Source organism: Haloarcula nitratireducens, from assembly GCF_019599505.1.
Genome location: NZ_RKLT01000005.1, coordinates 12,046 through 34,773, shown reverse-complemented (window position 1 = coordinate 34,773; position 22,728 = coordinate 12,046). Strand labels below are relative to the sequence as shown.

General features: G+C 60.3%; 25 protein-coding genes. 9 read left to right on the top strand and 16 right to left on the bottom strand.

What is annotated here, in order from left to right:
* Nucleotides 1–80: 80 nt before the first annotated feature.
* On the bottom strand, nucleotides 81–1,295 hold the full coding sequence (locus EGH23_RS14810; RefSeq protein WP_220580767.1) for an aminotransferase class V-fold PLP-dependent enzyme: 1,215 nt from the start codon (nucleotides 1,293–1,295) through the stop codon (nucleotides 81–83).
* 217 nt (nucleotides 1,296–1,512) lie between these two features.
* On the opposite strand from EGH23_RS14810, the gene EGH23_RS14805 reads away from it, so the two are divergent.
* A complete protein-coding gene (locus tag EGH23_RS14805) occupies nucleotides 1,513–1,962 on the top strand; it encodes a response regulator (protein WP_220580766.1) in 450 nt (149 codons plus the stop codon).
* A gap of 162 nt (nucleotides 1,963–2,124) precedes the next feature.
* Here the strand turns inward: EGH23_RS14805 and EGH23_RS26865 are convergent, their stop codons facing one another.
* The 4 genes from EGH23_RS26865 to EGH23_RS14790 form a co-directional block, all read right to left on the bottom strand.
* The gene (locus EGH23_RS26865; protein ID WP_268899451.1) at nucleotides 2,125–2,259 is read right to left on the bottom strand and encodes a hypothetical protein; all 135 of its coding nucleotides are present in this window, start codon (nucleotides 2,257–2,259) and stop codon (nucleotides 2,125–2,127) included.
* A gap of 33 nt (nucleotides 2,260–2,292) precedes the next feature.
* On the bottom strand, nucleotides 2,293–2,436 hold the full coding sequence (locus tag EGH23_RS14800; protein WP_220580765.1) for a hypothetical protein: 144 nt from the start codon (nucleotides 2,434–2,436) through the stop codon (nucleotides 2,293–2,295).
* A gap of 84 nt (nucleotides 2,437–2,520) precedes the next feature.
* Nucleotides 2,521–2,721 (bottom strand): hypothetical protein, encoded by a 201-nt coding sequence (locus tag EGH23_RS14795; protein WP_220580764.1) that lies wholly within the window; start codon nucleotides 2,719–2,721, stop codon nucleotides 2,521–2,523.
* Nucleotides 2,722–2,787: 66 nt separating this feature from the next.
* Nucleotides 2,788–2,961, bottom strand: coding sequence for a hypothetical protein (locus EGH23_RS14790; RefSeq protein ID WP_220580763.1), 174 nt, complete (start codon nucleotides 2,959–2,961; stop codon nucleotides 2,788–2,790).
* A gap of 162 nt (nucleotides 2,962–3,123) precedes the next feature.
* Between EGH23_RS14790 and EGH23_RS14785 the strand changes: the two genes are divergently transcribed.
* Nucleotides 3,124–3,984 carry a M48 family metallopeptidase gene (locus EGH23_RS14785; RefSeq protein ID WP_425433233.1) on the top strand — a complete coding sequence of 287 codons (861 nt, stop codon included), beginning with the start codon at nucleotides 3,124–3,126 and terminating at the stop codon, nucleotides 3,982–3,984.
* Nucleotides 3,985–4,221 (top strand): DUF6199 family natural product biosynthesis protein, encoded by a 237-nt coding sequence (locus EGH23_RS14780; RefSeq protein ID WP_220580761.1) that lies wholly within the window; start codon nucleotides 3,985–3,987, stop codon nucleotides 4,219–4,221.
* A gap of 401 nt (nucleotides 4,222–4,622) precedes the next feature.
* Here the strand turns inward: EGH23_RS14780 and EGH23_RS14775 are convergent, their stop codons facing one another.
* On the bottom strand, nucleotides 4,623–5,678 hold the full coding sequence (locus EGH23_RS14775; protein ID WP_220580760.1) for an inositol monophosphatase family protein: 1,056 nt from the start codon (nucleotides 5,676–5,678) through the stop codon (nucleotides 4,623–4,625).
* A gap of 465 nt (nucleotides 5,679–6,143) precedes the next feature.
* Nucleotides 6,144–6,299: a hypothetical protein gene (locus EGH23_RS27210; protein ID WP_425433232.1), complete on the bottom strand. Its 156-nt coding sequence runs from the start codon at nucleotides 6,297–6,299 to the stop codon at nucleotides 6,144–6,146.
* Nucleotides 6,300–6,581: 282 nt separating this feature from the next.
* Here EGH23_RS27210 and EGH23_RS14765 point away from each other — a divergent pair, with 282 nt between their 5' ends.
* On the top strand, nucleotides 6,582–7,439 hold the full coding sequence (locus tag EGH23_RS14765) for a universal stress protein (RefSeq protein ID WP_220580759.1): 858 nt from the start codon (nucleotides 6,582–6,584) through the stop codon (nucleotides 7,437–7,439).
* Nucleotides 7,440–7,528: 89 nt separating this feature from the next.
* Nucleotides 7,529–8,404, top strand: coding sequence for a universal stress protein (locus EGH23_RS14760; protein WP_220580758.1), 876 nt, complete (start codon nucleotides 7,529–7,531; stop codon nucleotides 8,402–8,404).
* Between the two features lie 14 nt (nucleotides 8,405–8,418).
* Here EGH23_RS14760 and EGH23_RS14755 read toward each other — a convergent pair whose 3' ends face one another.
* The gene (locus tag EGH23_RS14755; protein WP_220580757.1) at nucleotides 8,419–8,850 is read right to left on the bottom strand and encodes a universal stress protein; all 432 of its coding nucleotides are present in this window, start codon (nucleotides 8,848–8,850) and stop codon (nucleotides 8,419–8,421) included.
* A gap of 155 nt (nucleotides 8,851–9,005) precedes the next feature.
* Here EGH23_RS14755 and EGH23_RS14750 point away from each other — a divergent pair, with 155 nt between their 5' ends.
* Complete coding sequence (locus EGH23_RS14750) at nucleotides 9,006–10,535, top strand: SLC13 family permease (protein ID WP_220580756.1); 1,530 nt, start codon at nucleotides 9,006–9,008, stop codon at nucleotides 10,533–10,535.
* Between the two features lie 45 nt (nucleotides 10,536–10,580).
* Here the strand turns inward: EGH23_RS14750 and EGH23_RS14745 are convergent, their stop codons facing one another.
* Nucleotides 10,581–11,324 (bottom strand): proteasome assembly chaperone family protein, encoded by a 744-nt coding sequence (locus EGH23_RS14745; RefSeq protein WP_220580755.1) that lies wholly within the window; start codon nucleotides 11,322–11,324, stop codon nucleotides 10,581–10,583.
* A gap of 669 nt (nucleotides 11,325–11,993) precedes the next feature.
* Between EGH23_RS14745 and fabG the strand changes: the two genes are divergently transcribed.
* Nucleotides 11,994–12,764 carry a 3-oxoacyl-ACP reductase FabG gene (gene fabG, locus EGH23_RS14740; protein ID WP_220580754.1) on the top strand — a complete coding sequence of 257 codons (771 nt, stop codon included), beginning with the start codon at nucleotides 11,994–11,996 and terminating at the stop codon, nucleotides 12,762–12,764.
* Nucleotides 12,765–12,869: 105 nt separating this feature from the next.
* On the opposite strand, the gene EGH23_RS14735 is transcribed toward fabG, so the two are convergent.
* The 5 genes from EGH23_RS14735 to EGH23_RS14715 form a co-directional block, all read right to left on the bottom strand.
* Nucleotides 12,870–14,294 (bottom strand): sodium-dependent transporter, encoded by a 1,425-nt coding sequence (locus tag EGH23_RS14735; protein WP_220580753.1) that lies wholly within the window; start codon nucleotides 14,292–14,294, stop codon nucleotides 12,870–12,872.
* A 289-nt stretch (nucleotides 14,295–14,583) separates the two neighbouring features.
* The gene (locus EGH23_RS14730) at nucleotides 14,584–15,429 is read right to left on the bottom strand and encodes a sugar phosphate isomerase/epimerase family protein (RefSeq protein WP_220580752.1); all 846 of its coding nucleotides are present in this window, start codon (nucleotides 15,427–15,429) and stop codon (nucleotides 14,584–14,586) included.
* A gap of 123 nt (nucleotides 15,430–15,552) precedes the next feature.
* The gene (locus EGH23_RS14725) at nucleotides 15,553–16,491 is read right to left on the bottom strand and encodes a UbiA family prenyltransferase (protein WP_328766030.1); all 939 of its coding nucleotides are present in this window, start codon (nucleotides 16,489–16,491) and stop codon (nucleotides 15,553–15,555) included.
* A gap of 1 nt (nucleotide 16,492) precedes the next feature.
* On the bottom strand, nucleotides 16,493–17,320 hold the full coding sequence (locus tag EGH23_RS14720; RefSeq protein WP_220580750.1) for a sugar phosphate isomerase/epimerase family protein: 828 nt from the start codon (nucleotides 17,318–17,320) through the stop codon (nucleotides 16,493–16,495).
* Nucleotides 17,321–17,326: 6 nt separating this feature from the next.
* Entirely contained in the window at nucleotides 17,327–18,127 is an 801-nt protein-coding gene (locus EGH23_RS14715) for a TatD family hydrolase (protein WP_220580749.1), read from the bottom strand.
* Nucleotides 18,128–18,337: 210 nt separating this feature from the next.
* Here EGH23_RS14715 and EGH23_RS14710 point away from each other — a divergent pair, with 210 nt between their 5' ends.
* Both EGH23_RS14710 and EGH23_RS14705 read left to right on the top strand, forming a co-directional pair.
* Nucleotides 18,338–19,546 (top strand): inositol-3-phosphate synthase, encoded by a 1,209-nt coding sequence (locus tag EGH23_RS14710; RefSeq protein WP_220580748.1) that lies wholly within the window; start codon nucleotides 18,338–18,340, stop codon nucleotides 19,544–19,546.
* Nucleotides 19,543–20,946, top strand: coding sequence for an alkaline phosphatase family protein (locus EGH23_RS14705; RefSeq protein ID WP_220580747.1), 1,404 nt, complete (start codon nucleotides 19,543–19,545; stop codon nucleotides 20,944–20,946). The genes EGH23_RS14710 and EGH23_RS14705 overlap by 4 nt, the downstream gene beginning before the upstream one ends.
* Before the next feature lie 2 nt (nucleotides 20,947–20,948).
* Here the strand turns inward: EGH23_RS14705 and EGH23_RS27205 are convergent, their stop codons facing one another.
* Together EGH23_RS27205 and EGH23_RS14695 are read right to left on the bottom strand one after the other, a co-directional pair.
* Nucleotides 20,949–21,098, bottom strand: a complete 150-nt coding sequence (locus EGH23_RS27205; RefSeq protein WP_220580746.1) for a YHS domain-containing protein — start codon at nucleotides 21,096–21,098, stop codon at nucleotides 20,949–20,951.
* Nucleotides 21,099–21,251: 153 nt separating this feature from the next.
* On the bottom strand, nucleotides 21,252–22,484 hold the full coding sequence (locus tag EGH23_RS14695) for a polysaccharide deacetylase family protein (RefSeq protein ID WP_220580745.1): 1,233 nt from the start codon (nucleotides 22,482–22,484) through the stop codon (nucleotides 21,252–21,254).
* Nucleotides 22,485–22,728: the final 244 nt, after the last annotated feature.

Genomic DNA, 22,728 nt, shown 5'->3' with positions numbered 1-22,728 from the left:
CGCGGGTTGCGGCCTCGTCTCCCTGTTTCGCGAGCAGTGCGCACGGTGGCTAGCTTCGTCGCCCCAGAAGCGGCGGTGGCTCAGCCGTCCACGACGGCGAGAATCCGAGAGACCGCGTAGTCGGCCTCATCGTCGGTCAGGCACATCGGGTTGACGACGATCTCGTCGGCGTCGATGCTATCCGCCCCGACGTAGACGCGGGGGTTCTCGTCCCTGAGCGCGGCCACGAGGTCACGAGCGCTGGTCTCGACGCCCGAGAGCGAGACGACGGCTTCCGGTGCGACGCTCGTCCCTTCCGGCTCTGTCGTCGTCACGTCGAGACCGCCCTCGCGAAGGCGGTCGGTGACGCGACCAATTCGGGCGCTCCACTCCTCTCGTACCGCCTGTTGGTCCTCCTCGACGAACGAGTCCAGCGCGCTCACGAGGCCGACGAGTTCCTCCTTGCCCACTTTCATCGGCCGTCCGATACCCTGCCGGGGGACGCCGTCGAAGTTAGCGCGGTCGATGAGCCCCTCCGGCGGGTTCCACGCGTCCGCGGCGACGTGCATGTCGAGGTGTTGGGCGGCGATAGATTCGATATACTCGCGCTCGCCGGCGACGATACCGGTGGTCTGTGGCCCGCGGATTCCCTTTCCGCCGCTGAAGACCACTACGTCCGCGCCCGCCTCGACGAACGCCGAGAGGTTCTCGACGGGGGGAGCTTCCGCCGCGGCGTCGACGATGACCGGTACGTCGTTGTCGTGGGCGATTTCAGTGACCACCGAGAGGTCGGGTCGCGTGTACGACTTCTGGACGTAGCCGACGGCGACGGTCCGGTCGGTTATCGCCCGCTCGATCTCCCACGGTTCGACGTTGGTCGCACCCGTGCCGAGGTGGTGGTCGTTGGTACCCACGTCGACGATGGTCGCGCCGGCCGCCCGGAGCGCGTGGTCGTAGCCGGTGCGATGCGTTCGGGGCATCACGATCTCGTCGGGAACGTCCCCGGTGTCGGGCAGGCGGTCCATCAGGGCGACGTCCGTCCCGGCGATGGCCGCCGCCGCCGAGAGGAGGAGGCCGGCGGCCGCGCCGCTGGTGACGTACCCCGCCTCCGCGCCGGTCACCTCGGCGATCAGCTCCGAGGCGCGAGCCTGTAAGTCGCCCAGCTCCACGAACTCGCCGGCGGCCCGGCGCATGTCCTCGAGCGCCTCGGGGCGGATGCGGCTGCCGCCGATCCGCGTCTTCGTCCCGGCGGCGTTGACCACCGTCGGGACGCCCAGTTCCTCGTAGACGGAGTCCTCGCATGTGTGTTCTGACATAGGGAGCGACCGGCCGACAGTGGACTGTCGCCGGGCATCGATACCGGACAACGAGGGGTCGATAGTTAAACCCAGAGAATGTGACTGACGGCGCGCGGCGTCGAACTGTCTCAGACGGATCGGCTGCCGTCCACAAACGACTGTGTCGGAGCGTATACGGCCGATAAATTGATACAGCCGGGCGATACAACTCATAGACAACCGATTCTCATCACTCATGTCCGAGGAGTCTACAGTGCTGGTCGTCGAAGACAACGCCGCTGACCGCCGACTGTTCGAAGAAGCGGCCGCCGAGGTCGAGTTCTCGAACCTCGAATTCGCGACCGATACGCAGGGGGCAATCGAGTTCTTTCCGACGCTGTCGGAAGATAGCGAGGGCAGTGACGCGGCCGCGATGCCGGACCTCCTCCTGCTCGACCTCGACATCCCCGGTGAAGGAGGGATGGCGCTGCTCGAAGAACTCAAAGCCAGTTCGGAACCGTGCCGTCGGGTCCCGATACTCGTCCTCTCGAGCGAGGACGACCAAGAGACGATCGATAGAGCGTACGACCTCGGTGCGAACGCGTATCTCACGAAACCGGTCGACTACGAGGCCTACGTAGCACTCGTAGCGGAAGTGCGAGACTTCTGGCTCGACCGGATCGAACGACCGTCGTATCGGCACTGACCGGCTTTCACGGTTCGGAGCGTCCGAGATCGAGGCGACCGCCCGGTCACGAACCGGAGTCGGCGGCGACCGCTCCCCTCGTCCCCCGAGTACCTCGCGGTGTCGTGCCCGGCGACCGTGAGAACCGGGCGTCGGGCCGTACGCGACGACCCCGGCGAGAACTCACCCGTCGTGTTCGTCGAACGCTTCGCCGGTCTTCTCGGCTCGTTCGGCGGCGAGGATATCGGAGTAACGCCTCTCGACGACTTCGACGGAGTTGCCGAGTTGGTCGGCGGCGGCGTCGGCCCCCTGTTGCATCGCGAGGACCCGGCCCCGCTGTGCCCAGCCCAGCTACGCGGAGACGTAGTCGTAGTACTTCTGTACCGTCCGCGGTGAATGACCGTGTCCTAAGAGTTCCTGACGGATATACCGCCGGAGCGTCCGGGCCTCGATCCCGTCGAGTCCCTCGATACCTTCGCGTTCGAGGTAGGTCACGAACCCCCCCAGTTCGCGCTCGGCGTGGCGTCGGTAGATCCCGCTTTGCTTTTGCCCGCCCGTCCCGACGTGGCTGGTGACCTATCAGTCTTCACTTTCTATGCCGCCAGTGATCTCACGGAGCGCTTGCACGAGGTCCGCGATGACTTCGAGAAGATCGACGATCTGTTGGAGCAGTTGCTCGAGATCTTCCAGTATCGTCTGTGCATTCTGAGTGTCAGTGGGCGCGTCGGCACCCAGTGCAGTTCCGCTGCCAGCGAGTGTGACTGCGACTATCACCAGCATAGCGAGGGCCACGCGAACGAGCCGATAGCGAGAATTCACGTGTTGTTCGTGGCGTCCACCGGGGTATTAATCGGACGGTTTCGGAACCGTTCTGTCCGAAAACGGTGTTATGATGAGTTTCTCAATGGCTTCCATCATTACCGGTTCGTAATCCCGCCCGGAGACAGATCCAACATCGAGCCCGAGCGCCCACTCGTCGACGAGAGTGAGGACATGGACGGTTGCCCCGATCAACTCCACGAGCGCCAACCCACGCTGCGCTGTCCGGGTTGGGCCAACACTGCCATCTACTGGAATAACACGGTGCATAGCAGCCGCTCACTGGTCTGGACTGTAGTAGCCGGATTTATACGCCTGAGTTCGTAACCAGCGCATATGAGACATCTTGGCCTCAAGGTCCGGATGGCCGTCGTTGGTGCCCTCCTCGCGGCGTTCTATCTCGTCGCCGTTGCCGCGGCGATGGTGGTGTTCGGTCAGGGTATCCTCCCGATCGCCATCGTTGGCAGTCTCCTCCTTGTCGGCATCCAGTACAAGATCGGCAAGTGGGCTGCCTTACGGAGCGTCGGTGCTGAGGACCTTCCCGAGAACCAGTACTCACAGATCCATCAGTTCGTCGAGCAGGTCTGCCGCGACAAGAATCTAGAGAAGCCGTCACTGAAGATCGCCGACATGGGTGTGCCCAATGCGTTCGCGGTCGGCCGCCGGGGCAATGGGACTGTCGTCATCTCCCGAGAGCTCATCCAGTTACTCGATCGCGACGAACTCGAAGGCGTCATCGCCCACGAACTCGCACACATCGACAACCGCGACGTCGTCACGATGCAGCTCGGCCAGGGCATCGCGTCCATCGTCGCTATCGTAGCCCAGTACGCCGTGCTCTTTACGGGAGACAATGATCTCGCGGATTTCTTCCTCGCCATCGTCGTGGGGAACGTCGTCCAGTTCGTCGTGATGATCTTCGTCCTCGCCATCTCGCGGTACCGCGAGTACGTCGCCGACGCCGACGCCAAGGGTGTCATCGGCCGCGGCGAGCCGCTCGCTCGCGCCCTCGAGAAAATCCAGCAGGGCAACCAGCAGACCCGCGAGTCGACCCGGACTGCTCAGCGTGGCCGCGGCCGTGCCCGTAACGACCGACGCCGGGACACGAACGTCGACCAGCAGGTGAGCGCGCTCTGTATTTCCAGCCCCGACCGCGGTTTCCTCCAGCGCATCGTCTCCACGCACCCACCGATGGAGAAGCGCATCCAGCGGCTCCGCTCGTAGATGGCTGGGATTCGCGAGCTCCTCGCGGTCGTCCTCGGCGTCCTATTGGGCGTTGCGCTGCTCGTTGCGCCACGAACGGCGCTCCAACTGTCCGTCTTCATGGGCCCGACCCGTCGACGCCGCGGAGAGTACGGGACCGACGACCCAATCTCTGACACGTGGACGTGGGTCGTCCGCGCGCTCGGTATCGCGTGTCTCGCTATCGCCGCGTTCATCGCCTATCAAACGTACCTTTGACGTCTTGATCGGCGATTCCTCAGCTTGTGTTTCCGAACCCCCGATTTGGAAATAGTCGCAGTCATGCGCTGGGTAGGAGTTGCACCTACAGCTCAGCCCTTGGTCGGGCTGAGCGTTCCGTTACACCACCAGCGCCTATGATTCTCAGAGAGCGGAGACAGACATTGTTACACGGCGTATATGTCTCAGTAGCTGCCCTATATCGTGTCGTCAGTGTAATCCGAACCAACGTCTGTGGATTTCTCGGTATCTGCGAAGCGCGTCATCGAAACAGGAAGGCCACCTGCCCGGAGCAAACGGCGTCAATCGCAAGCGAATAGGAGAGGGGAGTTCACTATGCTCGCGAGAGGCAATCGGTTTGTCGGTCGATTACAGCGATAGCAAGGCGAAAGCCCGCCCGTTCACGGGCGGGTCGAAGACTCGGAAGATTCCACCCTCTCTCGCACAGTGTCTATCGGACTAATGAGGAGCGACCGTGCGTCGGGCCGGTCGTAGATGTCGAGCAGCGAATCGTGGATCAGGCCGTTTGTAGCGACGACGGTTCCGTCGAGTATCGTGTCTTCACTATCGTCGCCCTCGAAGTCGGTCACCTCACCGCCGGCCTCCTCTACGAGCAGTGTTCCGGCGGCGACGTCCCAAGCACTTAGCTGCTTCTCGGTGAACCCTTCGACGATTCCGTCGGCGACGAAACTGAGGTCTGCAGCGGCGGCGCCAAGACGCCGAACGCCCTGCGTCGATGAAAAGAGGTACCGAAATAGCGTCAGGAAAGCGAAGTCGTCGTCTGCCTCGTTGAGCCCGATCGTAAAGAAGGAATCTTGGAGATTCCCTTCATCAGTCACGGATAGCGACTCCGTTGTACCGGCTGCGACTAAGTTCTCATCCCCGCCCTCAAATTTGAAGGCCCCTTCGCCTCTCACAGCCGTATAGACCGTATTCTGTGGGGTGTAGTAGACGACCCCCACTTGTCGCTCACCATCGATCGCGAGGCCGATCGAAACGGCGAAATGTGGAATGCCGTTCACGTAGTTCGTCGTCCCATCGAGCGGGTCGATGATCCAAACGTACGGGGCATCAAGCGTTCCGCCTTCTTCTTCGCCGAAGAACGCGTGACCGTCCGCGTCGAACTCGTTTCCGAGCTCCTCCCGAATCGTGCTTCTGATAGCTTGCTCCGCCGATCTATCGACCTCCGTGACTAGTTGCTGCCGGTCTTCCTTTTGCTCGATTTGCTGTATCTCGCCGAAGTTCTCCGTGTGAATCGCGGCGCCTTCTCTCGCCGCACTGACCGCGACCTGCAGGTACTGATTCGCGATAGGTAACTCATCAAGTTGAGTAGCCCCTCCCGTAGTACTCGAGAGGCTAGCGATTGTTGCGATGGAACCGACCGCCTTCAGGAATTGTCGTCGTGGACTACCCAGTCTGGCGGTACTCGTTTGGGTTGCGTCGGTGGAGTCTGGCATGGTTGCCGCCTCCAGAGAGATTTTTATATTGAATGATAATTACGTTTCCGGTTCGGTATTCCATTTCTTCGAATGAGGGAGTTGCTTGGGTATTCCATCGTGGTCGATGCCTTTCTGTTTCCACATCACAGCAGAGCACGAGTGTCGGTCGTCGCGTTTTTAGCTGACCGCAGGCACTAAGACGACAGTCTTGCCGACACCGTCTCGAATCATCTACTGGTGGTACGCGGTTACTGGAATCGCTCTCAGAAATTCCGGGATGAGTGGTTCGTCACATCCGTTGTGAACAGGGAATCGAGAGTGGTCGCTCCGTTCGTGTGACGAACACTCCTGCAAAAAGAGGGGCGCTCCCGGTTGCGACAGCTACCGGACAGCAACGTCAGCATCGGCAGAACACGTGCCACCGCGTTCATTAGCGTCAGTTCTGTGTCGGTTCTCTCCTCAGGGTGTGCTTCGTTCACAGGGTTAGGTCGAAGACTCCACCACAACGGGTGTGACACCTCCTGTGGTTGCTTTCCGGTCGCCGTTCTCCGGCAAATCCAAGCCGACGTAGCGTTGCTCGACCAAGCCTTCTGCCGTCTCGGCATCCAGCGCCAGTAGTTCGGCCTGCGTCTGGTCCATCCCACTCGTCGCGTCTTCGCAACGAGATCGTCTCCACCTAACTCCGGCAGTTTCTCCTAAACGCGCTTGACCTCTCACCGGTGCGGTCCTTTCCCGGGAGCGAACCGCATCAGTCGTGTGCGGGCAGGGTAGTTCACTCGCGAGCCGAGCCACCGTTTGTTGACACTAATTGCCTGGTTGAATGCAGGAATTCCCGCGGCGGAGAGGAGCGCGAACGTGTTACGAGAGTGGATTGTTCCTACCTTTGATATAGTTCCCGGACGAATTCGATGCTATCTACCGATGTTCGACAACATCCTCGTTCCAACTGATGGAAGTGATTGTGCACAAGCAGCCGTCGGGTACGCCGCAGACCTGGCGACACGTTATGAGGCGAGTGTGCACGCACTATCTGTCGTCGATTCCAGGATGCTGGAGGATGGTCCACAGTCCGATGAAGTCACGAAAGAACGTGCAACAATCGCTGAAAGGGCCTGTAACGACCTTTCCGAGAGTGGCATCTCTGTCGAACAAGCCGTCCGTACTGATATCCCCCACAAAGCGATTCTACGGTACGCGACCGAACAGGGCGTCGACCTCATCGTCATGGGAACGCACGGTCGGACCGGCGTCGAACGATATTTGCTCGGAAGTGTCACCGAGAGGGTTGTCCGCCTCTCGGACGCGCCAGTACTGACGGTCAAGACGGCAGACGACGGCGGAGTCACGTATCCCTACACCGATATTTTAGTGCCGACCGACGGAAGTGAGGGAGCTGAGGCCGCTATTAGCCCCGCTATCGATGTTGGGAACACCTACGATGCTCGACTACATGCCCTCTCGGTCATCGATACGATGGCGCTGGGCCTCGACGTCCGATCGGCAGGAATGCTCGACGCGCTGGAAGAATCGGCCCGGTCAGCGGTCGAAACCATCGAGAAGCAAGCGACCCAGGCCTCCGTGTCTGGGGTCGAAACCGCGATTGAACACGGGAACCCCTACCGAGGGATTCGTGCCTACGTTGAGGAACACGATATCGACCTCGTCGTCATGGGAACCCAGGGGCGCAGCGGTATTGAACGATATCTCCTGGGAAGCGTCGCCGAAAAGACAGTACGGACATCGCCAGTACCGGTAATGACGGTTCGGCAGTCAGAATGACCGCGGGCACGTCCAAACGTGAGGAGGGCGATCATACCAGATTAAAGAGAAGATTAGTACGTCGCCTGTGCTAAAGGATAACTATCGACATGAAGAAACAGAACGGAACGCTCCTAGTGCCTGTAGCGAACCCTGAAACCGTAGAACGATTACTTGACACCGCTATCGATATCGCGCGTGGTCAGTCTATGCGGGTCGTCGTGTTACACGTCGTCGAGGTGCCGCCTCAGATTCCCCTCTCTGCAGGTGACAGCCTTCTCGAAGACGACGGTGAAGAGGTACGGCTCCTCGATGAGGCAGTCGAACAAGCCACAGACGCTGACGTGGCAGTCGAATCACGGATGCGCTATGCACGGGACGTTGCGACCGGAATCGTGGGAGCAGCCGATGTGCACGACGCTGACGCCCTGCTCGTAGGATGGCGGGGACGTCCTCGTCGGCGCAACATCATATTGGGGAGTTTTCTCGACCGAATTCTCGGTGAAGCACCGTGTGACGTCTTCGTCAAACGCATCCGCACACCATCGAGAGACGTCGACTCTATCTTAGTTCCAGTCGCAGGTGGCTCACACTGTGAGCTGGCCGTCGAACTCGCCGGTACAATCGCATCACAGCGCGATGCAGTTGTTCATCTGCTTCACGTTACCCATCCCGATGCAGATGAGTCGACGCAGGAAGATACCTCAGCACTTCTCCAGAATTACGGTTCTTCCCTCAGCGAGAGGGATGTCAAAACCGAGTCGACAACGCTTCAGAGTGACCACGTTGCGGGCGCAATCACAGACGAAACAGCGAACCACGATCTCACCGTCCTCGGCGCTACACGCGACCCATTCCTCAAGCGAAAGCTCGTTGGATCGGTTGCCGAAGGCGTTGGACGAGCGGCTGCAAGTTCCACCATTCTGACGCGTAAAGCCCGCCAGACGAAGACGCCAGATGATTCATTGGAGAGTTTAAAGCCATGAAAGTATCACGTGGCTCATTCGCTAGTACTATTGACCACCAAGACGGGCACCTGATCGGCCCGTAGAAGCGCCTCCGTTGTGCTTCCAAGTAAAATCGTCTTGAAGGCGGATCGCCCTTTCGCACCCACGACCACGAGGTCGATCTCTTGATCCGCTACGTAGGCGAGAAGCTCTTCGTGCGGAACACCTTCTCGAATAGAGGTGACGACGGAGATATTCGGCTTACCCTCCGCTTCGATGGCTGTTAGGGCTTCTGCTCCTTCTTCTCGAAGGTTCTGCCGTACGGTGTCGGGATCGACGATCGCGTTATCGTACCCAGTTCTGGTTTCGATAACGTAGACTGCGTGGAGTTCGGCTCCGGACTGCCGAGCCAAATCCAGTGCTTGGTGTGTCGCGCGTCGTGCATTATCACTCCCATCCGTTGCGACGAGGATCCGATCGTACATTGTACACCGCTACGCGTTGCGGAGCAAAAGAAACGGGGGCTAAACGCGATATTCGGGAGTGCTTCTCCCCGTTACGATCGTTCCCGTACCAGAAGCTTCACTGATAAGTACCGTGTAGCCACTCGCACTCTCGAACACAGACTCGGCTTACAGATATGGTCACTTACAGTCGCTTCTCCGAATTCGCCACCCGGCAGCTGTTCGGATTGATTCTGGGGCCAGCACTGTTCGTCGGCTTTCTCCTATTTCCTCCGTTCGACATTTCCTCGTCGGCGAATGCAGCACTGGCAAGTACACTCTGGCTTGCAATCTGGTGGGTAACAGAAGCGATTCCGATTCCGGCGACAAGCCTCCTTCCCATCGTACTCTTTCCCCTGACCGGCGTCGTCGATACCCCAGCGGCTACGGCACCGTATGCCGATTCGGTTGTGTTTCTGCTACTCGGTGGGTTTCTGCTCGCACTCGGAATTGAGCGTTGGGGACTCCACCGGCGAATCGCACTCACTATCATGAGCTTCGTAGGGGTGCGATCCGACCGGCTGCTACTCGGGTTCATGGTAGCGACTGCCTTCCTCTCGATGTGGATCTCGAACTCGGCGACGGCGATGCTGATGGTACCGATTGGGACCGCAGTCATTGTCTCGGTCGGAACTGTTGACGAACAGGAACGAAAGATGGCTGAGGGTGACGAAGAAGACGATCTCGTCCCAGGAGTTCGCACGGATCCAGACGAACGTCCCGTTAGCGACTTCGGACTCGCGCTGATGCTCGGGATTGCGTATAGTGCATCAATTGGTGGTGTGGCAACGCTGATCGGGAGTCCACCGAACGCCGTCTTCGCAGGCGTTGCAGAATCCCGTCTTAACGTGCAGGTCAGTTTTCTGGACTGGCTCGTGTTCGCGGGGCCGCTATCTATCGTTTTCTTGCTCGTCACGTGGCTGCTGCTGGTGAAACTCCTTCGGCCGGATATTCCGCACGACCAGGGCGCTGAAGCTGTGATTCGGACACAGCGGGAGGAACTCGGCTCGATCTCTCGCGGCGAGCGGCGGGTATTGGCAGTCTTCATTCTCGTCGCAGCCGGATGGCTTCTCCGGCCGTTTGTTCTCCAGCCACTGTTCCCAGCAATCACGGACACAGTCGTTGCCATCGTTGGCGGAGTACTCTTATTCGTCGTTCCCGTCGATTACGAGAACCGCGAGTTCCTCCTCGACTGGAGCGATGCGACACGCGTGCCGTGGGGTGTTCTCTTGCTCCTCGGAGCAGGATTTTCACTGGCGAATGGCTTCCAGGAGAGCGGGCTGGATACGGTTATCGCACGAGGTTTAGCCGGTATTGCGGGCGTTCCATTGGTCGTTCTCGTACTCATGATCGCCGCGGTCGTCGTGTTTCTGACGGAGGTCACGTCGAACACGGCGACCGCGACGGTCTTCATACCGATTATGATAAGTCTCGGACTCACGATCGGAGCGCCCCCACTCACGTTGATGGCGACTGTTTCCCTGGCAGCGTCGATGGCATTCATGCTCCCGGTAGCGACCCCTCCGAATGCGGTTGTCTTCGGTAGCGGGTACGTGACCATTCCAGAGATGTCGCGTACTGGTCTCTGGTTGAACTTGATTGGTATCGTCGCAATCGTCGTACTCACGTACACGTGGCTTCCGATAGCCCTCACACTCACCGGATAAACCGCCGAGAACTGTCGGGCAAGAATCGAGTTCTCCGGGAGAGCTTCACATATACATCCGGTCTTCGTAACTGTCTGACCGATCAACCGCCTGTAATCGCTCTTCAAGATCACGGTAGTACTGCTCAATTTCCCCTGCGAACTGCTCTAGAGCGGTCATATCGATATCGAGATCGTATAACTGTTCGACGGCGACGAGCAGTCGTAGTGCCGCGTCGACATCCGGAACCCGGGGGTGGACCGGTGTAACGAAGACCCCGACGCGGAGATCAGTATCCATTCCGCGACCGATGAGACTTGCATTCACGCCATCCAGGAATCCGGTGCCCATCGCTGGAATCTCGGTCGATGTCAGCCGTTCGCTCTGATAGTCTTCGGTAGCGACGTAGAACACCTGGTGTTCCTGTGGACCATGGGGAAGGGGAACGCCTGAGAGGATCGCGATCTCCTCGACAGTATTCGTATCGGTCCATTTGAGGATGGACTTTGCGAACGGATCGGCCGCCCATAGCGGCACAAAGAGTTCGTTCACCAGCAGAGTGAGATTCAGGTCAGGACGAGAGAACAATCGGGTGTGGTGGCGGGGTGTGCCGTTCTCGAAGGGCGTAATCGATGGCAGCGCCTCAGTCGAGATATAGCCAGTTTCTTCCAGCTCAAGCTGGTCTATCAAGAAGTTAACCGCGGTTAGCCCGGCTAGCCCAAACGATGAGAAGCCGGCAACGACCCTCTCAGACGGCGTTGTCTCGTGAGTGATCTGGAATGACGGACGAGTGGATGGATCAGCGGCCATATCAGGCGATATTTTCGAGAAGCAATAATTATTGGGCAGCCGATATTCGATGGGGCCCCAGCCGAGATGCGCCAAACCTGCGTGGCGGCTGAGGCAGGGATAGGAGTGCGATACCGTGTCGCTGGTATTCGTCTGTGTCAGTGCTGTCGAACTCTAGGAAGTCATCATATGCAACGGGGTCGCCGGTACCCGTCGCGGGAGTTTCCCGACCCGCCCTCTCTGCCTTTCAACGATTGGTCGAAGTCAGACCGCTTTTGCGTCTCCCCGCGGTACGCGCAGTCCGCGATGAACACGAAGCTCTTGGCGGGCAGTCCTGGCCGGACTCAGTCTCCTCGGGGCCATCCTCAATGCATGGGCCCAGCACTTCTTTTTCGCGCTGTTCCACGTCGCACGCGGTGAGTCCCTGGAAGGTGCCGGGAGCTTCGATCCGGGTCCGTACGGGGTAGCTCCCGAATCGACCCAAATCTTCCTCGGGATCCGGCTGTTACTCTGGCTACTCATCTTCTCCGGAATTGCGCTCCTGGCCTGGGGCATTCTCGAAGAAATCCGATCGGCCGGCTAGCGACATAGACTCGAGAAGCCCCGCCGTCAATTATATCTGCGGAGTGCCTGCGTCGGAGGGGAGGTAATTTGGTTCGGCACTCGCTAGTACGACTCAGAGGGAAAGCAATGACTGTCGATCAGAAAACCGTGGTAATCACCGGTGCTGCACGTGGAATCGGCAGAGGTATCGCCGAGACGTTCGCCGACAACGGCGCACGCGTCGTCCTCGTAGACGTGGACGAGAAGGCGGTTCAGCGAGCGGCCGACGAGATCGACGATGAGTCCGTCGAGGCACATGCAGGTGATGTCACAGAGTTAGAAGAGATGGAAGCTATCGCTGAGGCTGCCGCCGAGCGGTACGGCGGAATCGACATCGTCTGTGCGAACGCCGGTATCTATCCGTCGGCCTCGCTCGAGGAGATGACCGAAGCCGACTGGGACCGAGTCCAGAACGTGAACCTGAAGGGGACGTTCCTGACGGTCAAGGCCTGTCTCCCCTATCTGAAAGACCAGGACTCCGGGCGAGTGCTGCTGACATCGTCGATAACCGGTCCGATGACCGGGTATCCGGGCTGGAGCCACTACGGTGCGACGAAGGCCGGGATGCTCGGGTTTATGCGAACGGCGGCCCTGGAATTAGCCCAACACGACATCACAGTAAACGCCGTTCTTCCCGGGAATATCCGCACCGAATCGCTCGACGAGTTAGGAGAGGAGTACATCGAACGGATGACTGCGAGTGTTCCGCTCGGCACGCTGGGAGACCCAGAAGACATCGCACACGCTCTGGTGTTTTTGGCCTCGGAAAGAGCGAAGTTCATCACGGGGCAGACGCTCGTCGTCGACGGCGGACAGACGCTCCCGGAATCGGCGATGGCCCTCGAGGACAGCGACTAGCTCCGTGCTTTCGTTCGAAACTATCTGATGGAAATGGCGTCGATGGTGTCAGCCGACAATGCGGGGCCCGGAGAGATGGACGACCGAGACTACCGCAATGTCGGGTCAGCGCCGTCGGCTACGGAGGCGAGGCGGGGTCGGAAGGCGGTCCCGAAGTCCCCATCCCAGTACTGCAAACGACAGCAACAGGACGGCAGCGACGAGCAGTCCGAGCGAGCCGTTTCGGGCGTGATCGACGATAAGCCGCCACGCCGGATGGACGATACCGACGCCCTGCGCGGCGATGACGACGACGAGAACGGCCGGAATCAGATACCGGACTAGCGGGTAGAGCCGTCCGAGTTCCTCGTGGACAGTCTCGAGATCCGCGACCCAGACGAAGGCGAACAGGAGACAGAGCGCCGAGATGGGGAGTGCAAACGTCCCGACCGACTGGTCTACCAGGTCCAAAATCGGTCGCCCTGCGACAGCGAGGCCGGCAGGACTATAGCTCAGTGCGGAGGGAACGCCGGCGACGAACACCCCACCCGTCAACAGCAGCGTTGCTCGCCGGCGAGAGAGTCGCGTCGTGTTCTCCGCGGCGGCGACGCCGACCTCGAGGAGCGCCACGGACGACGACAGGGCGGCGAAAAAGAGGAGCCCGAAGAAGCCGACCGCGATGACCCGCCCGAACGGCATCGCCGCGAACGCCGTCGGTAACGTCGTGAAGGCGAGTTCCGTTCCGAGGGTCGGCTGGAGACCGAAGCTGAATACGATCGGGAAGATGACGAGGCCGGCGATAACGGCCGCCCCGATATCGGCGACCGTGATCACGAACGCCGATCTGAAGAGATCCGTCTCCGCCTCCACGTAGCTCCCATAGGTGAGCATGATCCCTTGGCCGACGGACATCGAGAAGAAGACCTGTCCGAAGGCCGCACTCCAGATACCGAGATCCGTGAGCACCGAGAACTCGGGCGTGAACAGGAAAGAAGCGGCCTGCGTCCATTCTGACAACGTCACCGCGTACAGCGCAAGCGCGATGAGAAGCGCGAACACGGTCGGCATCACGACTTTCGACATTCGCTCGATACCGTCGCGGACGCCCATCGAGACGACGACGCCAGTCGCTGTCGTTGCGACGACGAAATACCCAACGGGTTGCCAGCTCGCGGTAAACGAAGCGAACGTGGCCTGTGACCCGAGACCCCACGAGAGGAAAAACCCGAGTACCCACCCCGTGAGGACGAGATAGTAGCTCAGGATGAGGAGGACGCCTCCCAGAACGAGCCATCCCAGCGCTGTGTATTCCGTCCTGACCGATCGAAAGGCAGAGACGACGTCCGTCCGGAGGGACCGCCCGATGGCGAGTTCCAGGATGAGCATCGGCACTGCACAGACGAGGGCTGCGATCAAGTAGGGTACGAGATAGGCACCGCCGCCGTTCTGCCCGACGACAGCCGAGAACCGCCAGATGTTCCCGAGGCCAACCGCGGCTCCGACCGTCGCGAGCACGAAGCCGAGTCCCGATGACCACCGTGCTGTAACCATGTTTTAGCGTTGTCGAGCGAGCATTTAAACGCCAGTTCTTCGGGGGAGCCGCGCCGGCTCGCTTCCGAACGAACCCGGAAGTTGTGACGATAACGAGTGACGCAGCGGATTCTATTCGGCAAGGGATGGTCAGACTGACTGCACCCGCCGTAGTTCGCACGTAGCTTCTGATACGAAGTGAGGATATCACGATCCGTCGCGTTACAGCTCTATGCGGGTTTACGCGTTATTTCGGATAGCTCGACCGCTATCCTGAACCGGTGCGATCAACGAGCGGTCTTCTGACAATTCAATACTGCGCCAAGACTTCGTACGCACGCGTTGCGGCATGATCCGGATCATCGGAGTACGTATAGAGTTCCAGGGTCGCGAACCCCTCGTAACCGATGTCGTCCAGCGAATCGAACACCGTTCGGAAGTCGAGATCCCCCTCGCCGGGAATTCGGTGATAGTGTTTCCCTCGCCGACCGCCCTCGATGTCTTCGAGATGTATGCCGGTGATACGTCCAGCGCTCCGGTAGATGGCCTCGGCGACGTCCTCACCGTAAACTGCCGCGTGCCCGATATCGAGGTTCACGCCGAGCGAGTCGCGCCCGATCTCGTCGATGAGTTCGAGCACGTCGGTGGTGCATTCGACGAGGAGTTCGGGTTCGAACTCGATACCGACCTCGACCTCGCGGGGCTCGGCGTAATCGAGGATCTCGTGAAGCGAGTCCAAGAGGTACTCACGGGCGCGTTCCGGTGGATTCCCGGGTAGTGGCCGCCCCGTAGCGAGACAGACTGCCGGCGCGCCGACCGCAGCGGCGAGATCGATCGCGCGCTTCGTGTATGCGATTCGCCACGTCCGGTCCCCATCGTCGGCAGTGATGATGCTCGGTTCGAAAAACGCCGAGGGCGGCGCATCATCGTAGTACCCCATCGCCGTGTTGGCATTGATATTCGACACCGAAATGCCGGTTTCATCGAGGGCCTCGCTCAGTGCCCGCTCTCGCTCGTGGTCGAATGCCGGGAAGTAAGCGTGCGGATCGTCACCCAGCAGTTCGACGCCCTCGTATCCGCGGTCGGCGATGCGCCGAACCGCCTCCGGGAGCGCGTACTCGGTGTACGCGTTCGTCGAAAAGGCTAGCTCGACCACTAGGGCTCACCACCGTGGTGGCAGACTACTTCAGGCGTGTTGATTCGAGTTCGATACGATCTGAGTCGGAGCGGTTTCGACCGCGTCGTGTACTGTGTCAGTTGCATGGTTGTATGACCGTAGCTACGATACATCGAACAGCTGCGAAAGTCCGACAGCGGGAACGACGAACGCGAGCGCCGTCAGCGCCCAGCGACCGCCCGCGATACTCGCGATTGCCGCGTCGACGACGACGAGCGCCAGTACGCACGTTCCAACTACCGGTCCGATAGTTTCGGGTGACGGAGTTCGGTAGGCCCGGCCGAGCGCTTGTCCTGCCGTGGCGAGAAATCCGCCGGCAAGGACGATTCCAACGCCGGCGGCGAGTGAGCGCGTAGCGAGCGGGGTTATCGTATGAAGAGCGATCGCTCCCAGCCCCGCAATGCCAGCGCCGACGCCCGCGACGACTACCGCGCGGCGAGTCGCACCGGTGGCCTCTCGGGCTGCCATAGCTGTCACGCCCGCGATATAGGCAGCGACGGCGAGTGGCACTCCGAACACCCACGGGGGAAGCGAGATGAGTGAGACAGTTGTCGCCGTCATCCCGAATAGGACGTTCAGGCCACGCGTGACTCCCATCGCGACGAAACCCGCTGGACCGCCTTTCAGAACACCGTCGTACGAAACCACAGCGAGTGCGACTGCGGCCGCGCCGATACCAGCAGTCACACCAGCGAGGGCGGCAGCGACGACGACGCCACTGCCGAGGAGCACGACGCCGAGGAGCCCGGCCACCGGACGAGCGATTCGTCCGGAGGGGATCGGCCGCTCTGGACGCTCCTCAGCGTCGACGGGCGCGTCAACGTAGTCGTTGAGCGTGGTTCCGCCAGCGTAGAGCAGCATCGACGCACCGGCGACGCCTGCTGCAGCCGACAACGAGACCGTCCCGCCGGCGGCGACAGCGAGGGCCGCTCCGGCGATCACGTCGGGTGGGGCAGTGAAGAGGTTGGGCACACGTACCAGCGCGGCATACGCCGCTGCGGTCCGTCGCAGTTCGCGCGTGCGACGCCGGGAGTGTGCCACGTCAGATCCACCCGCGCTCGTCGAGGTAGGCGTACGCTTCCCGCGCGGTTTCGGCGGCCGTTTCCTGATACGGGTAGAGTTCGACGGTGACGAACCCATCGTAGCCCGAGTCCTCGACTGTCTGGAGGAAGCCGTCGATATCCATCGCACCGTCACCGAGCTGCGTGTGTTCGTGGGTGCGGTCGGCGGGGATATCTTCGAGGTGATAGTGTGGGGTGTGGTCGCTGAGTCGTCCGACCGCTTCAGCCGGATTCTCGCCGACGCAGAACAGGTGACCAGCGTCGAAATTACAGCCGACGGCCCCGGAGTCGAGACGGTTCGCGAAATCGAGATAGTGCTCGGTCGTCTCGATGAGCAGGTCCGGTTCGGGTTCGACGAGGATGTTCACACCCCGCTGCTCGGCCACCGGAACGATCTCGCGCATGCTCTCCGCAAACGTCTCCATACCCCATGCACGGGACTGTCCGTCGGGAATCGGACCGCCCGGCTGGATGGAGATAGAATCCGCATCGAACGTGTCGGCCAACTCCACTGCCTCGCGGGTGTATTCGATGCGCTCCCGTCGGTAGTCGGCGTCGGGCTCGATGTACGAGGGGTGCTGGAAATCCGTCTCCGAGATCATGAACGCGTTACAGTTGCTGATCTCGAGACCGGTCTCCTCGAGCGCTTCCGTGACAGCAGCGACGTCTTCCGCACTGGTGTCGGCCGGGTGGAGGTGTGTGCCCCCGAGTAGCGGCTCGACCCCGTCGTATCCGATATCGGCCAGGATCTCGACCGTTTCGACGGGACTGTACTCGTGAAACGCGTTGGCTGAGAATGCGAATTGCATCGGTGATCAGCGCTCGTACTCGAAGTTCGGCGATTGGTCGAAGAACTCGTAGGGGTTGTCGAAGACGACCGTCTGGACGTCTTCGCGGTCCCACCCGCGGTCGAGCATCATGTCGCGGGCCTTCGGTACTGCGAGGGGATCAGACGGGTCCCAGTCGGCCGCGCTGTTGAACAGCATCTTGTCGGTCCCGTACTCCTCGAGCAGGTCGATCGCGCTCTCGGCCTCGATCTTCCCGGGGTAGAGAGTGAACCCGATCCAGCAGTCGGTCCGCAGCGAGGTGTCGATAGTGTTCTCCGTGTTGTGGTCGAGGATGATCCGCTCCTCGGTGACGTCTTCCTCTCGGATCATCTCGACGAGACGCTCGGTCCCTTCGGGCTTGTTCTCGTGAGGCGTGTGAACGATAACAGGGAGTTCGCGCTCTTCGGCCATTCGGAGCTGTCTGCGGAACGCGTATTCCTCGGCCTCGGTGCCCTGATCGAGTCCGATCTCGCCGACGCCGACGACGTTCTCCCGGTCGAGGAACTCGGGGAGCCGGTCCAGTACCGTCTCGGCCATCTCCGGGTAATTGGCCTCCTTCGGCTCCAGACCGATGGTAACGTAGTGGTCCATCCCGGCGGCACGCTCGGCGCGCTCGGTCTCGAAGTCGATGAGGTGTTCGAAGTAGTCGAAAAACGAGCCCGCGTACTGCTTGTCGGTCCCGCTCCAGAACGCCGGTTCGATACAACACTCGATGCCCGCGCGTCGAGCGCGTTCGTAGTCGCCACTCGACCGCGACACCATGTGCATGTGGGGGTCTATTACACGCATCGAATAGAACCTCAGCGAGGTACCACTTTGTTACCACACGGCTACCAAGCCTATCGGATGTCGAAATATGGCGTAAAGCGGCCGGAAACCCGTGAAATGAACATACCCACTGGAGTTGAGAAGCTCGGGAGTCGGTATTCGTTCAGGCGGGCTATACCACCCGTTCAGGGGAGATATAATGAAACTAGTAGTAGCCGATGGGTAGGACTGATGACAGAAACAGGCGTCTGGCTGATCGGTGCGCGCGGAAACGTCGCGACCACCGCAATCACGGGAGCCCGTGCGATGGCTCGTGGCGAGACTGACACGACCGGACTGGTGACGGGTCGGGCTCCATACTCGAAACTAGCGCTTCCGGATATCGAGGGGTTCGTGTTCGGTGGTCACGACGTTCGCGAGCGAAGTCTCCTCGAGACTGCGCGGGGGCTCTCGGAGAACGGCGTCCCGAAACCGGACGTCGTCGAGGAGGTAGCGGACGACCTCCGAGCTATCGACGACCGGATCGAGACCGGCACGGCGATCAACTGCGGGACCGCAGTCGACGACCTCGCCGACCGCGAATCGCTGGAGGATCGACTGGCCGTCGGCGAGGTCGTCGACCAGATTCGAGACGATTACGAGTCGTTCGGTCGCGGCCACGATCTCGACCGCCTCGTCGTCGTCAATGTTGCGTCGACCGAACCACCGCTCGAGGATCCTGATCGATACGATACCCGAGAAGCGGTCGAACGGGCGATCGAAAACGACGACCGGGAGCTTCCGGCGAGTGCGTTGTACGCCTACGCCGCACTCGTCGACGGACATCCGTACGTGAACTTCACACCCAGTACGGGCTCGGCCCTCGGCGGACTCGAGGAACTCGCGCGGGAGCGAGCCGTCCCGCATACGGGCCGCGACGCCAAGACGGGCGAAACACTCGTCAAGTCAGCGCTCGCGCCGATGTTTGCCGGCCGAAATCTACGCGTCAAGGCGTGGGAGGGGCACAATATCCTGGGCAACGGCGATGGAAAGGTCCTCGAAGACGACCGCAATAAGGCGGGTAAGATCGCGAGCAAGGGTGACGTGCTCAGTTCACTGCTGCCCGACATCGGACACAACCGAGTACGTATCGACTATACGCCGTCGCTGGACGACTGGAAGACGGCTTGGGATTACATCCACTTCGAGGGGTTCCTGAACACGGAGATGAAGATGCAGTTTACCTGGGAAGGGTCCGACTCGGCGCTGGCCGCACCGCTCGTTCTCGATCTCGTGCGCTTGCTCGCACACGCCGACGAGCACGACGAGAGCGGACTTCAACCGCAGCTCGCATCGTTTTTCAAGGCACCGCTCGGCGTCGAGGAGCACAACCTCTCTCGTCAATTTGCGATGCTCGACGAGTACGTCGAGCGCCACACGACCGAGGTGATGAGTGAATGACCACAGTAGGCGACGCGACCGCGGCCGGTCGCGTCATCGTCCTTGACGTCGTCGGGCTTCAGCAGGATCATCTCGGGAACGGCAACACACCGAATATAACTGCACTGCTCGAGGGAGGGACGTCTGCCGACCTTCGACCCCCTATGCCCGCCGTCACAGTCCCGGCCCAAACCACACTGGCGACCGGACGATCGCCCGCATCACACGGAGACGTCGCAAACGGTGAGTACGACCGTGAGACAGGCAAAGTAGCCTTCTGGGAGCGGGATCGAGCCGACAGAACTCGTCTCTGGGAAGCTGCGAGCGAGGCTGGGCTCACCACGGGAGCGTTGTTCTTTCAACATCTCATAGGGACTACCGCTGACGTCGCAGTGACTCCCTCGCCGATAGAAGACGAGGACAACAACCTGCTGGAGATGAACTGTTGGACCAATCCAGACGGGTTCTACGATGACTTGGAAGCCGAATATAGTCACTTCCCACTGCACCACTACTGGGGGCCAGGAGCGAACGAACGGGGCAGCGAGTGGATTCTGACGGCTGCTCGCGAGACAATCGAACGATATGACCCGGACCTGCTCTGGATATACGTACCCCATCTCGATTACGATGGCCAGCGCTACGGTCCTGGAACCCCTGAGTTCAAGAACGCGCTCGAAACGGTCGACAGGTTGGTCGGTGAGTTCCTCGACTTCCTCCGTGAAGACAGTCGATGGGACGCGACGGCGGTAAACATCGTTAGCGAGTACGGGTTCCACAGCGTCGATACGCCTATCTTCCCGAATCGCGCGCTACGCGACGCTGGCTTGCTCTCAGTAGATAACACTGACGACCACGGCGACGAGGTCAACGTTCCACAGTCCCGGGCGTTTGCGATGGTCGACCATCAGGTCGCCCATGTGTATGTGGAACCTGATGCACTACCTGCTGCCAGAAGAGCACTGAAAAATCTCGATGGTATTGCGTCGGTTTTAGAGACGGAGGGCAAGGAACGACATAACATCGATCATCCCAACGCGGGGGACCTCGTGCTCATCGCAGAACCAGCCGCGTGGTTCCAATACTACTGGTGGACGGTCGAGGAGAACGCCCCTGCCTATGCGACGGATATGGACATTCACTCGAAACCGGGGTACGATCCGTGCGAGCTGTTCTTCGGCGACTCGGGGCTCGCGTCGCTGGATCCGTCGAAAGTACGTGGGTCTCACGGGCGAGTAGACGACGAATCGCTCCCACTCTACGGACTCGGCGGCCCTGCTGCGCCCGAGCTCCAGGTAACCGAGCCAGTCGATGCGCGTGCCGTCGCACCGACGGTGTCCGAGCTACTCGGCATCGACCTCAGTTCAACTCTTGCGTTCGATGTTCCTGCGCTGATATCCCAGAATAGCACCGTAAAATAGTATCAGACGAATTTCTCCGGCGTTCGTTTGAATACCACTTCGTGTTCGTCGGAGCAAAAATAGTACTCCTGCCCCGAATACTGCACGCTGAGTTCTTCATATTCGTGTACGTTGTTGCCACAGATCGTACAGTCGCGATTCGTATTGACCATAAATCAAATAGAATTGATAAGTATATGAAAGTTAGGGTAGATTAAGTGATGCCATCATTCGCGTATCGGGACTGGTCGCTCCGTTCGCGTGACGGTCACTCACTCCACGCCGGCAGAGATCGGGTCGCTCCCGGTTCCTGCATCAAGATCGCTCTACAACAGCGGCGGCGTGAGGACGTCCTCGAGTAGTGCCGATGGCGTTACCACTTCGAGGTCCTCGGTAGCTGCAATCAACTGCATCTGGTCACGAAAGCCGGCCTCATCGATCCACTTTCCAGCGCCGATCTCGTGGTACGCGAGTACGACGACCTGGTCGTATTTCGCAGCCAGCGACAATGCATCCGCGACGCGTTCGCGCTCCTCAGCGAAGATCCGCCCCACGGTCAACGGCCCCCGGAGTTGCTGCCCATGAGTGTTGCTGCCATCAGTGAAGGCCAGATAGTGATAGTCGCTCACGACGTCACGCGTGAGCGGATCGCTGCTACTCCACGGGTAGACGAAGCTGTCCGCCCCGGTCTCGAAGCCGTTGTCGAGTAGCCACTCTTTGGCCGTTGCAACTTGCTCTCGGGCCTCCGACGTCTCTAGTTCCGGGAGGTTGCGGTGGTCCATCGTGTGACTCCCGATCTCCCAACCAGCATCCTGTAGGTCCTCGAGCTGCGCAAGCGAAAGCGACTCCTCGTCCCCGACGCGGTCCGGGTTGATCGCTGCAAACCCCGGAAACCCGTATCGACGCATGACCGGAAACGCTTTCTCGTACTGAGACTCCGGCGTGTCATCGAATGTGAGCAGTACGTACCCACCATCACCGCGTTCGGTCGCTCGCAGATCGTCGAGCAAGAGGGAGATCGGTCTACCATTGTCCTGATTCAACTGGATGCGAATCTCCGCTACGTTCTCGAGATCCGGATCCCCGTTCTCTTCTGTCACGCCTAAATCGAGAATGAACCAGCCGTAATCCGATTCGATCGTGCGTCGTCCCATAACAACTTCGTCGCCCGACTCGTCTTCGACGATGGCGTCCAGTTGCTCGACGTCGGGGGACTCGAGCCGAATTGCGACGGAGAGAGTGCGACCTGAGAGATCGAGGTCGTCGAATTCGCGACGGATCTCGATGTTCCCGCCGTCGTCGGTCGTCGATGCGAGGCGGGCCGACTGTGACCCCTCGTAGGTGGTACCCGTTTCGGCATCGAGCGACCCGCTCGTAGCCACCCACTCGTCGATGTCTTCGAAGTCATCGATGCGCTCACCGATATCCGCATATCGGGCGCGGCTATCGAACGCTGTATGTAAACGAGAGGTCGTGTTTTCGGCCCTCCGTTGTTCCTCGTCATCCGCATCTCTCTCCTCTTCGTCTTCATCATCGTCTTCGTCGTGAGCCGTTACCACGCCAGAAAAACTCACGAGTCCGAGAAGCGTCCCCGCGGAACCGAGAACTGCTCGCCGTGACGGCGAATGGGTTGGAGCCATGTGCTACCGATGTTCGTAGCGACGCGTTTATTGTAATATACAATTTTTCGAGAGTCTATTTCGATAATTTGGTCTTATTTGGGGGAACAGCGACGATAAGGTGGGGTTTCAGTTCCCCCTTCTACCAGTATCTCAGTCGAGCTTGTGTCTGAACACTCCGTGA

What these genes read in the sequence shown, in the direction of transcription:
- EGH23_RS14810 (WP_220580767.1), bottom strand. Translation starts at nt 1,295, where the DNA reads ATGTCAGAACACACATGCGAGGACTCCGTCTACGAGGAACTGGGCGTC.
- EGH23_RS14805 (WP_220580766.1), top strand. Translation starts at nt 1,513, where the DNA reads ATGTCCGAGGAGTCTACAGTGCTGGTCGTCGAAGACAACGCCGCTGAC.
- EGH23_RS26865 (WP_268899451.1), bottom strand. Translation starts at nt 2,259, where the DNA reads ATGCAACAGGGGGCCGACGCCGCCGCCGACCAACTCGGCAACTCCGTC.
- EGH23_RS14795 (WP_220580764.1), bottom strand. Translation starts at nt 2,721, where the DNA reads ATGCTGGTGATAGTCGCAGTCACACTCGCTGGCAGCGGAACTGCACTG.
- EGH23_RS14785 (WP_425433233.1), top strand. Translation starts at nt 3,124, where the DNA reads ATGGCCGTCGTTGGTGCCCTCCTCGCGGCGTTCTATCTCGTCGCCGTT.
- EGH23_RS14780 (WP_220580761.1), top strand. Translation starts at nt 3,985, where the DNA reads ATGGCTGGGATTCGCGAGCTCCTCGCGGTCGTCCTCGGCGTCCTATTG.
- EGH23_RS14775 (WP_220580760.1), bottom strand. Translation starts at nt 5,678, where the DNA reads ATGCCAGACTCCACCGACGCAACCCAAACGAGTACCGCCAGACTGGGT.
- EGH23_RS27210 (WP_425433232.1), bottom strand. Translation starts at nt 6,299, where the DNA reads ATGGACCAGACGCAGGCCGAACTACTGGCGCTGGATGCCGAGACGGCA.
- EGH23_RS14765 (WP_220580759.1), top strand. Translation starts at nt 6,582, where the DNA reads ATGTTCGACAACATCCTCGTTCCAACTGATGGAAGTGATTGTGCACAA.
- EGH23_RS14760 (WP_220580758.1), top strand. Translation starts at nt 7,529, where the DNA reads ATGAAGAAACAGAACGGAACGCTCCTAGTGCCTGTAGCGAACCCTGAA.
- EGH23_RS14755 (WP_220580757.1), bottom strand. Translation starts at nt 8,850, where the DNA reads ATGTACGATCGGATCCTCGTCGCAACGGATGGGAGTGATAATGCACGA.
- EGH23_RS14750 (WP_220580756.1), top strand. Translation starts at nt 9,006, where the DNA reads ATGGTCACTTACAGTCGCTTCTCCGAATTCGCCACCCGGCAGCTGTTC.
- EGH23_RS14745 (WP_220580755.1), bottom strand. Translation starts at nt 11,324, where the DNA reads ATGGCCGCTGATCCATCCACTCGTCCGTCATTCCAGATCACTCACGAG.
- fabG (WP_220580754.1), top strand. Translation starts at nt 11,994, where the DNA reads ATGACTGTCGATCAGAAAACCGTGGTAATCACCGGTGCTGCACGTGGA.
- EGH23_RS14735 (WP_220580753.1), bottom strand. Translation starts at nt 14,294, where the DNA reads ATGGTTACAGCACGGTGGTCATCGGGACTCGGCTTCGTGCTCGCGACG.
- EGH23_RS14720 (WP_220580750.1), bottom strand. Translation starts at nt 17,320, where the DNA reads ATGCAATTCGCATTCTCAGCCAACGCGTTTCACGAGTACAGTCCCGTC.
- EGH23_RS14715 (WP_220580749.1), bottom strand. Translation starts at nt 18,127, where the DNA reads ATGCGTGTAATAGACCCCCACATGCACATGGTGTCGCGGTCGAGTGGC.
- EGH23_RS14710 (WP_220580748.1), top strand. Translation starts at nt 18,338, where the DNA reads ATGACAGAAACAGGCGTCTGGCTGATCGGTGCGCGCGGAAACGTCGCG.
- EGH23_RS14705 (WP_220580747.1), top strand. Translation starts at nt 19,543, where the DNA reads ATGACCACAGTAGGCGACGCGACCGCGGCCGGTCGCGTCATCGTCCTT.
- EGH23_RS27205 (WP_220580746.1), bottom strand. Translation starts at nt 21,098, where the DNA reads ATGGTCAATACGAATCGCGACTGTACGATCTGTGGCAACAACGTACAC.